The following is a 12,498-nucleotide window of genomic DNA, read 5'->3' on the forward strand; positions in this document are numbered from 1 at the left end:
GAGCCTCGCCGGTGATTCTGGTTCATTGGTTGGTGTGATTAATAAATGATCAGTTGTCAACCTGTGTCGCAAATCTGGTTGACAGCGTCATAGCTCCACATATGATGCCCTAAGCTTGAATTCCCGGACTCCCGGTCCGGGTATCCCTGACAAAGGCACCCTACAGCGTCGAAGGAAACCTACATGAGCGCAACCGCATCCATCGCTACCCGCCACGACTGGTCCCTCGCTGAGGTGAAGGCTCTGTTCGAGCAGCCGTTCAACGACCTGCTGTTCCAGGCCCAAATCGCTCACCGGGCACACTTCGATCCGAATCGGGTACAGGTTTCCACCCTGCTGTCGATCAAGACCGGCGCCTGCCCGGAAGACTGCAAGTATTGCCCGCAGTCCGGCCACTACAACACCGGCCTGGACAAGGAAAAGCTGATGGAAGTGCAGAAGGTCCTCGAGGCCGCTGCCGAAGCCAAGGCCATCGGTTCCACCCGTTTCTGCATGGGCGCCGCCTGGAAGCACCCGTCCGCCAAGGACATGCCCTACGTCCTGGAAATGGTCAAAGGCGTGAAGAAGCTCGGCCTGGAAACCTGCATGACCCTTGGTCGCCTGGACCAGGAGCAGACCAAGGCCCTCGCCGACGCCGGCCTGGACTACTACAACCACAACCTGGATACCTCGCCGGAGTTCTACGGCAACATCATCACCACCCGCACCTACAGCGAGCGTCTGCAGACCCTCGCCTACGTGCGTGAGGCGGGCATGAAGATCTGCTCCGGCGGCATCCTCGGCATGGGCGAGTCGGTGGACGACCGCGCCGGTCTGCTGATCCAGCTGGCCAACCTGCCCGAGCACCCGGAGTCGGTGCCGATCAACATGCTGGTGAAAGTGAAGGGCACTCCCCTGGCGGAAGAGAAGGACGTCGATCCGTTCGACTTCATCCGCACCCTGGCGGTCGCCCGGATCATGATGCCGAAGTCCCACGTGCGCCTGTCCGCCGGCCGCGAGCAGATGAACGAGCAGATGCAGGCCCTGGCCTTCATGGCGGGCGCCAACTCGATCTTCTACGGCGAAAAACTGCTGACCACCAAGAACCCGCAGGCCGACAAGGACATGCAGCTGTTCGCGCGCCTCGGCATCAAGCCGGAAGAGCGCGAAGAGCACGCCGACGAAGTGCACCAGGCTGCCATCGAGCAAGCCCTGGTCGAGCAGCGCGATTCGCAGATGTTCTACAACGCCGCGTCTGCCTGATACCGCGTTATCGAACCCTGTAGGAGCGAGCTTGCTCGCGAAGGGCGGCTCCTGCAGGTTCGCCAGCACGCTGGCTCCTACGAAAAACCGAACCGCCCATGCCTTTTGATCTTGCCTCGCGCCTTGCCGCCCGCCATGCGGACAACCTCTATCGCCAGCGCCCATTGCTCGAAAGCCCCCAGGGGCCTGAGGTGGTGGTGGACGGCCGCCCCATGCTGGCCTTCTGTTCCAACGACTACCTTGGCCTGGCCGCTCATCCCGAGGTGAAGGCTGCCTTGCAGTCTGGCGTGGAGCGCTGGGGTGCCGGAGGTGGCGCTTCGCATCTGGTAATCGGCCATAGCGGACCGCATCACGATCTCGAACTGGCCCTGGCCGAGTTCACCGGCAGGCCCCGTGCACTGCTGTTCTCCACCGGCTACATGGCCAACCTGGGCGCGGTCACCGCGCTGCTGGCCAAGGGCGATACCGTGCTGGAGGACCGTCTCAATCACGCGTCTCTGCTGGACGCTGGGCTGCTCTCCGGGGCGCGTTTCTCGCGCTATCTGCACAACGACGTGGACAGCCTGTCCAGCCGTCTTGAAAAGGCGGAAGGCAATACCCTGGTAGTGACCGATGGCGTGTTCAGCATGGACGGCGACCTCGCGGAGCTGCCCGCCATCTGCGCCGCCGCGAAAGCCCGTGGCGCCTGGGTGATGGTGGACGATGCCCACGGCTTCGGGCCGCTGGGAGTGAATGGCGGCGGCATCGTCGAGCATTTCGGCCTGGGCCTGGAGGATGTACCGGTGCTGGTCGGTACCCTCGGCAAGGCCTTCGGTACCGCGGGTGCATTCGTCGCCGGCAGCGAAGAACTCATCGAGACTCTGATCCAGTTCGCCCGCCCCTACATCTACACCACCAGCCAACCCCCGGCGGTGGCCTGCGCCACGTTGAAGAGCCTGGAGTTGCTGCAGCATGAAAGCTGGCGCCGGGACCATCTGAATGCCCTGATTCGCCGCTTCCGCGAGGGGGCAGCCGAGATCGGCCTGACCCTGATGGACAGCCCGACGCCGATCCAGCCGATCCTGATCGGAGACAGCGCCCGCGCCATGAAGCTGTCCGCCATGCTGCGCGAGCGCGGCATCCTGGTCGGCGCCATCCGCCCGCCCACCGTGCCGGCTGGCAGTGCGCGACTGCGCGTCACTTTTTCCGCCGCTCACAGTGAAGAGCAGCTTGAATCCTTGCTGAGTGCCCTGGCGGAATGCTGGGAGAAACTGGCGAAGGAGGATGCCCCCAATGCGTGAGCGCCTGATTCTGCTGCCGGGCTGGGCCATTGGTCCTGCCGCCCTGGAACCCTTGCGCGAAGCTCTGCTGGAGCGCGCGCCGCACCTGGTGATTGAGGTCGAGCCGCTGCCTGCCCTGGAACAGGCCGGTGCCTGGCTCGATGAGCTGGATTCCCGCCTCGCCACCGACAGCTGGCTGGCCGGCTGGTCGCTGGGCGGTATGCTCGCCGCGCAACTGGCCGCGCGCCGGGGCGGTGCCTGCCGTGGCCTGATCGGCCTGTGCAGCAACATGAGTTTCCGTGACCGCGACGAATGGCCCTGCGCCATGTCCCAGGAGGTCTTCGCGGCTTTCCACGAGGCTTGTCGTCTCGATCCGGCGCAGACCCTCAAGCGCTTCACCATGTTGGTGGCCCAGGGCGCTCGGGACGCCCGCACTCTGGCGCGACAGCTGCAGGTCACCCAACTGCCCACCGAACCCAAGGTGTTGGACGCGGGCCTGCGCTTGCTGGATGTGCTGGATATCCGTGCGGCTATCCAGGGTTACGGCGGACCGCAACTGCATCTGTTCGCCGGGCGCGATGCGCTGGTGCCTGCGACTGCCGCCGATGCGCTGCTGGAATGGCTACCGGATGTGGAGGTGCAGGTTTTCGCCGACGCCAGTCACGGCCTGCCGCTGGAGCGGCCGGACGAAGTCGCTGCCGCCATTCTCGGGTTCATGCGTGAGGGTGATGATGTCTGACGCCCGTAACGCTGCCGATGCCGAAGGTCGTCTGCCGGACAAGCGCCAGGTGGCGGCATCCTTCTCCCGCGCGGCAGACAGCTATGACAGTGTCGCTGCCTTGCAGCGGGCGGTTGGCAATGAGCTGCTGCGCCGGCTGCCGGATGGCTTCACGCCGGACAACTGGGTGGACATGGGCTGCGGCACCGGCTACTTCTCGCGCGCCCTGGCCGAGCGTTTCCCGCAAAGCGACGGCCTGGCGCTGGACATCGCCGAGGGTATGCTGCGCCACGCCCGTCCGCAGGGTGGCGCCAAGCGATTCGTCGCCGGCGATGCCGAGCACCTGCCGCTGGCCAGCGGCACCCAGCAACTGATCTTCTCCAGCCTGGCCGTGCAGTGGTGCGCCGACTTCGCCGCCGTACTCGCCGAGGCTCGCCGCGTGCTGCAGCCGGGTGGCGTATTCGCCTTCAGCAGCCTGTGCGTCGGCACCCTGCAGGAGTTGCGTGATAGCTGGCAGGCGGTGGACGGCTTCGTCCACGTCAACCGCTTCCGTCGCCTGGAGGATTACCAGGACCTCTGCGCCGCCAGTGGCCTGCTTCCGCTGGATCTGGGCAGCGAGCCCCAGGTGCTGCACTACGCCGACCTGCGCACCCTGACCCACGAACTCAAGGCCCTCGGCGCGCACAACCTCAACCCCGGCCGCCCCGGCGGGCTCACCGGGCGGGCGCGCATCCTCGCGTTGGTGGAGGCATACGAACGCTTCCGTCAGTCCCAGGGCCTGCCGGCCACCTATCAGGTGGTCTATGGCGTCATGAAAAAGGAAGACTGACATGGCCGTGGCCTACTTCGTCACCGGTACCGACACCGAGATCGGCAAGACCACCATCGCCGCGGGCCTGCTCCATTGCGCCCGATCCGGGGGGCTGTCCACGGCGGCGGCGAAGCCGGTGGCGTCAGGTTGCGAAGAAACCGCCGAAGGCCTGCGCAACAGTGACGCTCTGGCGCTGTTGGGCGAATGCTCGTTGCCTCTGACGTACGACGAGGTCAATCCGCTGGCTTTCGCGCCGGCCATCGCACCGCACCTTGCCGCCCGGGAAGCGGGCGTCCAGCTGGACGTGGATGCGCTTGCCGCTCCGGTGCGCCGTGTGCTGGCGATGGGTGCCGACTTCAGCCTGGTCGAGGGTGCTGGCGGTTGGCGCGTGCCGCTGGCGGGGCAGGCCAATCTGTCCGACCTGCCCATCGCCCTCGGCTTGCCGGTAATCCTGGTGGTCGGCGTGCGTCTGGGCTGCATCAATCACGCCGTGCTGACTGCCGAGGCCATCCAGCGCGACGGCCTGACCCTGGCCGGCTGGGTGGCCAATGTGGTCGACCCGCACACTTCTCGCCTGGAAGAAAATCTCGCGACCCTGACCGAGCGCCTTCCAGCACCCTGTCTGGGGCGTATACCACGCCTGGACGAGGCGACTCCGGCGGCGGTAGCCGGCTATCTCGACCTCTCGCCATTGCTGCGGATTGCCGGGTACGTCCGGGCCTGATTGCGCGGCGCGGGTTCTGCTGCTTCAATTGCCGGCATTGTCCATCGAGCTTCGGTATCCGACATGGAAATCCAGGGAAGTGGCTTCAGCGCAGGACTCGGCGCCATCCAGTCCGGCCAGCGCATGATCCAGCAGGCAGCCGGTGAAATAGCCAGCAACGCTGTCAGCGGCGCTGACTCGCAGTCTGCCGACCTCACCAGCATCCTGCTCGCCCTGGAGGCCGGCAAGGTCCAGGCCGAGGCGGGCAGCATGGTCGCCAAGGCCACCGACCAGATGATTGGCAGTCTCATCGATACCTTCGCCTGATCCCCCCAAGGGCCGCTTCTCGCGGCCCTTTTTTCATCCTCTCCTTCCTGACTCGTTCCCGCGCTGTCGCGCTGTTTCTTGATCTTTACTGTCATCAGGCAGGGCCTTCGGCTGCCTGCCAGGGAGATGACCGGTCGGTCGGGCGCAGCGCTTGACAGCGAATTAGCATAAACGTATGTTTCAAACGCCTGTTTGATTGCTCTCGCAATTACCACAAGATGCCGTTAGCGACCGGCGCTCCGGTCAGCTGAACCAGGAACCCACTGCAGAGGTTTACCGCTATGCCTGATTACAAGGCCCCCTTGCGTGATATTCGCTTCGTTCGTGACGAACTGCTCGGCTACGAAGCGCACTATCAGAGCCTGCCTGGCTGCCAGGACGCTACCCCGGACATGGTCGACGCCATCCTTGAAGAGGGTGCCAAGTTCTGTGAGCAGGTGATCGCTCCGCTGAACCGTGTGGGTGACACCGAAGGCTGCACCTGGAGCGAGTCCGGCGTTAAGACCCCGACCGGCTTCAAGGAAGCCTACAAGCAGTTCGTCGAAGGTGGCTGGCCGAGCCTGGCCCATGACGTCGACCACGGCGGTCAAGGCCTGCCGGAATCCCTCGGCCTGGCCATCAGCGAGATGGTCGGCTCCGCCAACTGGTCCTGGGGCATGTACCCCGGCCTGTCCCATGGCGCGATGAACACCCTGTCCGCCCACGGCACCGACGACCAGAAGCACACCTACCTGACCAAGCTGGTATCCGGCGAGTGGACCGGCACCATGTGCCTGACCGAACCGCACTGCGGTACCGACCTGGGCATGCTGCGTACCAAAGCCGAGCCCCAGGCTGATGGTTCCTACAAAGTCTCCGGCACCAAGATCTTCATCTCTGCCGGTGAACACGACATGGCCGACAACATCGTCCATATCGTCCTGGCCCGCCTGCCCGACGCTCCGGCCGGCACCAAGGGTATCTCCCTGTTCATCGTTCCGAAGTTCCTGCCGAACGCCGAAGGCGGCGTGGGCGAGCGCAACGCCGTTTCCTGCGGCTCCATCGAGCACAAGATGGGCATCCACGGCAACGCCACCTGCGTGATGAACTTCGACGGCGCCACCGGCTACCTGATCGGCCCGGCGAACAAAGGCCTGAACTGCATGTTCACCTTCATGAACACCGCTCGCCTGGGTACCGCGCTGCAAGGCCTGGCCCACGCCGAGATCGGTTTCCAGGGTGGCATCAAGTACGCTCGCGAGCGTCTGCAGATGCGTTCCCTGACCGGCCCGAAAGCTCCGGACAAGGCTGCCGACCCGATCATCGTCCACCCGGACGTGCGTCGCATGCTGCTGACCATGAAGGCGTTCGCCGAAGGCAACCGCGCCATGGTCTACTTCACCGCCAAACAGGTGGACATCGTCCAGCACAGCCAGGACGAAGAGCAGAAGAAAGCCGCTGACTCCCTGCTGGCCTTCCTGACTCCGATCGCCAAGGCCTTCATGACCGAAGTGGGCTTCGAGTCCGCTTCCCACGGCATGCAGATCTACGGTGGCCACGGCTTCATCAGCGAGTGGGGCATGGAGCAGAACCTGCGTGACTGCCGCATCTCCATGATGTACGAAGGCACCACCGGCGTTCAGGCCCTCGACCTGTTGGGCCGCAAGATCCTGATGACCCAAGGCGAAGCGCTCAAGGGCTTCACCAAGATCGTGCACAAGTTCTGCCAGGCCAATGAAGGCAACGAAGCCGTCAAGGAATTCGTCGAGCCGCTGGCCAAGCTGAACAAGGAGTGGGGCGACCTGACCATGAAGGTCGGCATGGCTGCCATGAAGGATCGCGAGGAAGTAGGTGCCGCTTCGGTGGATTACCTGATGTACTCCGGTTATGCCTGCCTGGCCTACTTCTGGGCCGACATGGCTCGCCTGGCTGCCGAGAAGCTGGCTGCCGGCGACGGCGATGCCGCCTTCTACAAGGCCAAGCTGCAGACCGCGCGCTTCTACTTCAAGCGCATCCTGCCGCGTACCCGCACCCACGCTGAAACCATGCTGTCCGGTGCCAACAACCTGATGGACCTGGCCGAAGAAGATTTCGCCCTGGGTTACTAAGGTTCGGTGCTACACGAAAAGCCCGCCATCTGGCGGGCTTTTTCGTTGTACGGACCGTCTTCACGTAGGGATGTGGAGAAGTTCGCACTGGCACCTCGTGCTTTGTGATTCGCGCCTGTGCAATCATATCGCCACCTCGATATTTCCCCGTCTTTCGAATCCCAGGATCAGACCTCGTGCGGCCTCGTGCGTCCTATCGCGTCAGCCATTGCCTGCCTCCCTTGTCGTTGGTGGTCGGGGGCGGAGTGGTGGGCTCGCTGTCGGGAATGAACGAGTTTTTCACCTCCCTGTTCAACGTCCTTCCGACCCTGCTCCTGTTGCTGGGCGGCGCCTTCTGCTCGGCCTACGGTCGCGTGCGCCAAGTGGCGCTGCTGCTGGTGGTCTACCTGGCCTACTACCAGTTGGATACCCAGGTCGATTACTACCAGGCCGAGCGGGTGGTTCGGGAGGACGCCGGGCTGGTCTTCCATCTGGCCAGCCTGCTGCTGCCCCTGCTCTACGGCCTGTATGGCTGTTGGGAGGAACGCACCCACCTGCTGCAGGATTTTGTTGCCCGGGGTGCGGTGCTGATGGCCGTGCTCGGCGTGGTGGTAGCGCTCGGCAGCAGCTACCCGGATGCGATGCTGGGCGTGATCGGCAAGATCTACTGGCCCTTGCTGCACGGCGGCTGGATGACCTTGGTGCAACTCGCCTACCTGGCGTTCGCCATCGCCCTGGTAGCCCTGATAGTCATCTATGTGCGTCAGCCTCGGCCGCAGCATGCCGCGCAATTGCTCGGATTGTGCGGCCTGCTCTGGATGCTGCCCAAGACCTTCATGCTGCCCCATGCGCTGCACGTGATGAGCAGCCTGGTGATGCTCGCCCTCACGGCCTCGGTGGCCCAGGAGGCCTACCAGATGGCTTTCCGTGACGAGCTCACCGGCCTGCCCGGTCGTCGCGCGCTGAACGAGCGGCTGCGGCGTCTTGGCCGCAACTACGTGCTGGCGATGACCGACGTCGATCACTTCAAGAAATTCAACGACACCTACGGCCATGACGTGGGCGACCAGGTGCTGCGTCTGGTAGCCAGCCGCCTGCGCAAGGTCGGAGGTGGCGGCAAGGCCTATCGCTACGGCGGCGAGGAATTCACCATCCTCTTCCCCGGCAAATCGGTGGACGAGTGCATGCCGCACCTGGAGGCCGTTCGCCAGGCTATCGAGCAGTATCAGATGCACCTGCGAGACCAGGGGAGCCGACCGAAGAGCGACGACACCGGTCGTTCCCGGCGAGGTGCTGCCAGCGGGCAGACGGTGTCGGTGACCATCAGCATCGGCGTGGCCGAGCGGGATGCCGAACAACGTATTCCGGAAGAGGTGATCAAGGCCGCTGACCAGGCGCTCTACAGCGCCAAGAGCGCCGGGCGTAACCGGGTCTTCCGTCACGGCGAGAATCGTCGCGGCGCGGTGCGGGTCAAAAGGGTCGCCAGTAGCTGAGGCGGTCAGTTATGACACTGCATTCAGCATCGGCAGCGTCATTGTGAGCAGGGCAGGGGCGCAGTAGGGTCAGAATATCGAGTGCTGCCCTCACAAGGAGAATCTGCCATGCCCGAATACAAGGCCCCGCTTCGCGACATCCGTTTCCTCATCGACGAAGTCTTCGACTACCCGGCCAGCTACGCGGCACTGGGCGCCAGCGATGCCACCCCGGACATGGTTGCCGCCATCCTCGAGGAAGGCGCCAAGTTCTGCGAGCAGGTGCTCTCGCCCATCAACCGCTCCGGCGATGAAGAAGAGTGCCAGTGGCGCGACGGTGTGGTGACCACGCCCAAGGGCTTCAAGGAAGCCTTCGCCCAGTACGTCGAAGGTGGCTGGAACGGCCTGGCGGCGGACCCGGCCTACGGTGGCCAGGGCCTGCCTCACTCCCTCGGGCTGATCATCAGCGAGATGGTCGCCTCGGCCAACCAGTCCTGGGCCATGTACCCGGGCCTGACCCACGGCGCCATGTCGGCCATTCACGCCCACGGCACCGAAGAGCAGAAGCAGACCTACCTGACCCGTCTCACCGAAGGCCGCTGGACCGGCACCATGTGCCTCACCGAGCCCCATTGCGGCACCGACCTCGGCATCATCAAGACCCGCGCCGTGCCCCAGGCCGACGGCAGCTACGCGATCTCCGGCACCAAGATCTTCATCTCCGCCGGCGAGCACGACATGAGCGAGAACATCGTCCACCTCGTGTTGGCCAAATTGCCTGACGCGCCGGCCGGCACCAAGGGAATTTCCCTGTTCATCGTGCCCAAGTTCCTCCCGGTCGGAGAGGGCGTTGGTGAGCGCAATGCCGTTTCCTGCGGCTCCATCGAGCACAAGATGGGCATCAAGGCTTCGGCGACCTGCGTGATGAACTTCGACAGCGCCAAAGGCTTCCTTATCGGCGAGGCCAACAAGGGCCTGAACTGCATGTTCACCATGATGAACCATGCGCGCCTGGGCACCGGCATGCAGGGCCTCTGCCTTGGCGAAGCCAGCTACCAGGGCGCCGTGCGATACGCCTATGACCGTCTGCAGATGCGTGCCCTCACCGGGCCCAAAGCGCCGGACAAGGCGGCCGACCCGATCATCGTGCACCCCGACGTGCGCCGTATGCTGCTGACGATGAAGGCCTTCAATGAAGGCAACCGTGCCCTGGCCTATTTCACCGCCCAGCAACTGGACATCGCCCATCGCAGCGACAGCGCCGAGCAGCGCGAAGAAGCAGAGAACCTGCTCGCCTTCCTCACCCCGATCTGCAAGGCCTTCATGACCGATTCCGGCCTCGAAGCCACCAACCTCGGTATGCAGGTGTTCGGCGGCCACGGTTACATCCGCGAATGGGGCATGGAACAGCTGGTGCGCGATTGCCGCATCGCCCCCATCTATGAGGGCACCAACGGCATCCAGGCGCTCGACCTGCTGGGCCGCAAGGTGCTGGGCAGCCAGGGCAAGCTGCTGCGTGGATTCACCAAATTGATTCACAAGTTCTGCCAGGCCCAGGCCGAGCATCCACGTTTCAAGGCGCATGTAGCCGAACTGGCGCGTCTCAACCAGCAGTGGGGCGAGCTGACCCAGAAGGTCGGCATGGCCGCGATGAAGAACCCGGACGAAGTGGGCGCAGCCGCGCTGGATTACCTCATGTACTCCGGCTATATCACCCTGGCCTGGTTCTGGTTGCGCATGGCCCTGGTGGCGGAAGCCAAGCTGCAGGCGGGCGAGGGCGACAGCGCCTACTATCAGACCAAGCTGGCTACCTGCGATTTCTACTTCAAGCGCCTGTTGCCGCGCACCGAGGCCCATCGGGCGGCCGTGGAGGCGGGCAGCGATTGCCTGATGCAGTTGCCTGCAGAAAACTTCTCGCTCTGACCCGCCGATGGACGGTCGAAGGCCCGCCTGGAGCGGGCCTTTTACTTTCTCCTGGGGTGCGTGACCGACTGCGACCATATAGTCACTAAGTGACACTATGTCTCCAAAAAGTTGTTCATGTACACTCCGGGTCTATCCGTGAAACCGGCCCCACTGGCCACCTGTGAGTGATTACGAGGTTTGCAATGGCTGACTACAAAGCGCCCCTGCGCGATATGCGCTTCGTCCTCAATGAAGTCTTCGAGGTCGCCAAGCTCTGGGCTGAGCTGCCTGCCCTGGCCGAAGTGGTCGACGCCGATACCGCCTCCGCCATCCTGGAAGAAGCTGGCAAGGTCACCGGTGGCGTGATCGCCCCGCTGAACCGTAGCGGCGACGAAGAAGGCTGCCAGTGGAAAGATGGCGCCGTGAGCACCCCGGCCGGTTTCCCTGCGGCCTACCAGACCTATGCCGAAGGTGGCTGGGTCGGCGTGGGCGGCGACCCCGTCTTCGGCGGCATGGGCATGCCCAAGGTCATCTCCGCCCAGGTGGAAGAAATGGTCAACGCGGCCAACCTTTCCTTCGGCCTGTACCCGATGCTGACCGCCGGCGCCTGCCTGTCGATCAACGCCCACGCCAGCGAAGAGCTGAAGGAAAAGTACCTGCCGAACATGTACGCAGGTGTCTGGTCCGGCTCCATGTGCCTGACCGAACCGCACGCCGGTACCGACCTCGGCATCATCCGCACCAAGGCCGAACCCCAGGCCGACGGCAGCTACAAGATCACCGGCACCAAGATCTTCATCACCGGTGGCGAGCACGACCTGACCGAGAACATCATCCACCTGGTACTGGCCAAGCTGCCCGACGCCCCGGCTGGTCCGAAAGGCATCTCCCTGTTCCTCGTGCCCAAGGTGATGGTTAACGCCGACGGCTCCCTGGGCGAGCAGAACGCCGTGTCCTGCGGCTCCATCGAACACAAGATGGGCATCAAGGGTTCGGCCACCTGCGTGATGAACTTCGACGGCGCCACCGGCTACATCGTCGACGCCCCGAACAAGGGCCTGGCCGCCATGTTCACCATGATGAACTACGAGCGTCTGGGCGTGGGTATCCAGGGCCTGGCGTCCGGCGAGCGTTCCTACCAGAGCGCCGTGGAATACGCCCGCGAGCGCATCCAGAGCCGTTCGCCGACCGGCCCGGTTGCCAAGGAAAAGGCCGCTGACCCGATCATCGTGCACCCCGATGTACGCCGCATGCTGCTGACCATGAAGGCAGCCAACGAAGGCGGCCGCGCCTTCTCCAGCTACGTCGCCATGCAGCTCGACACCGCCAAGTTCAGCGAAGACCCCGTCGTGCGTAAGCGCGCGGAAGAAATGGTCGCGCTGCTGACCCCGGTGGCCAAGGCGTTCCTCACCGACCTCGGTCTGGAAACCACCGTCCACGGCCAGCAGGTCTTCGGCGGCCACGGCTTCATCCGTGAGTGGGGCCAGGAGCAACTGGTGCGTGACGTGCGCATCACCCAGATCTACGAAGGCACCAACGGCATCCAGGCCCTCGACCTGGTGGGCCGCAAGGTCGTCGGCAGCGGCGGCGCGTTCTACAAGCAGTTCGCCGACGAGATCAACGCATTCGCCAACAGCGCTTCCGCTGAGCTCGCCGAGTTCACCGAGCCGCTGAAAGCCGCTGTCGCCAACCTCGACGAGCTGACTGCCTGGGTCTTGGACCGCGCGAAGAACAACCCGAACGAAATCGGTGCCGCTTCGGTGGAGTACCTCCATGTGTTCGGCTACACCGCCTACGCCTACATGTGGGCATTGATGGCTCGGGCCGCGATCGGTCGTGCTGCCCTGGGCAAGGAAGGTCAGGACGACTTCTACGCCAGCAAGCTCGGCACCGCGCGCTTCTACTTCGCCCGCCTGCTGCCGCGCATCCACTCCCTGACCGCCTCGGTGAAGGCCGGCAGCGAGTCGCTCTACCTGCTGGACGCCGAGCAGTTCT

Annotated in this window: 10 protein-coding genes; all 10 read left to right on the top strand. The window is 64.3% G+C overall.

What is annotated here, in order from left to right; translation table 11 throughout:
- Positions 1–183: 183 nt before the first annotated feature.
- The gene (gene bioB / locus E8E95_RS00255; RefSeq protein WP_179058047.1) at positions 184–1,242 is read left to right on the top strand and encodes a biotin synthase BioB; all 1,059 of its coding nucleotides are present in this window, start codon (positions 184–186) and stop codon (positions 1,240–1,242) included.
- A 98-nt stretch (positions 1,243–1,340) separates the two neighbouring features.
- Positions 1,341–2,522, top strand: a complete 1,182-nt coding sequence (gene bioF / locus E8E95_RS00260; RefSeq protein ID WP_280347184.1) for an 8-amino-7-oxononanoate synthase — start codon at positions 1,341–1,343, stop codon at positions 2,520–2,522.
- Positions 2,515–3,240, top strand: a complete 726-nt coding sequence (locus E8E95_RS00265; protein WP_280347186.1) for an alpha/beta fold hydrolase — start codon at positions 2,515–2,517, stop codon at positions 3,238–3,240. Before bioF ends, E8E95_RS00265 begins: the two co-directional genes overlap by 8 nt.
- On the top strand, positions 3,233–4,048 hold the full coding sequence (bioC, locus tag E8E95_RS00270; protein ID WP_280347188.1) for a malonyl-ACP O-methyltransferase BioC: 816 nt from the start codon (positions 3,233–3,235) through the stop codon (positions 4,046–4,048). The genes E8E95_RS00265 and bioC overlap by 8 nt, the downstream gene beginning before the upstream one ends.
- Position 4,049: 1 nt before the next feature.
- A complete protein-coding gene (gene bioD / locus E8E95_RS00275; RefSeq protein WP_280347190.1) occupies positions 4,050–4,754 on the top strand; it encodes a dethiobiotin synthase in 705 nt (234 codons plus the stop codon).
- Between the two features lie 63 nt (positions 4,755–4,817).
- A complete protein-coding gene (locus E8E95_RS00280; RefSeq protein ID WP_280347192.1) occupies positions 4,818–5,060 on the top strand; it encodes a hypothetical protein in 243 nt (80 codons plus the stop codon).
- A 281-nt stretch (positions 5,061–5,341) separates the two neighbouring features.
- Positions 5,342–7,147, top strand: a complete 1,806-nt coding sequence (locus tag E8E95_RS00285) for a phenylacyl-CoA dehydrogenase (RefSeq protein WP_280347193.1) — start codon at positions 5,342–5,344, stop codon at positions 7,145–7,147.
- A 176-nt stretch (positions 7,148–7,323) separates the two neighbouring features.
- Positions 7,324–8,619, top strand: a complete 1,296-nt coding sequence (locus E8E95_RS00290) for a GGDEF domain-containing protein (protein WP_280347195.1) — start codon at positions 7,324–7,326, stop codon at positions 8,617–8,619.
- Positions 8,620–8,727: 108 nt separating this feature from the next.
- Complete coding sequence (locus tag E8E95_RS00295; protein ID WP_280347197.1) at positions 8,728–10,521, top strand: acyl-CoA dehydrogenase C-terminal domain-containing protein; 1,794 nt, start codon at positions 8,728–8,730, stop codon at positions 10,519–10,521.
- Between the two features lie 185 nt (positions 10,522–10,706).
- Positions 10,707–12,498: acyl-CoA dehydrogenase C-terminal domain-containing protein (locus E8E95_RS00300; RefSeq protein ID WP_280347199.1), on the top strand; the 1,792-nt coding region annotated here is incomplete at its 3' end.

The organism is Pseudomonas sp. BN414, assembly GCF_029871275.1.
GTDB lineage: Bacteria > Pseudomonadota > Gammaproteobacteria > Pseudomonadales > Pseudomonadaceae > Metapseudomonas > Metapseudomonas resinovorans_C.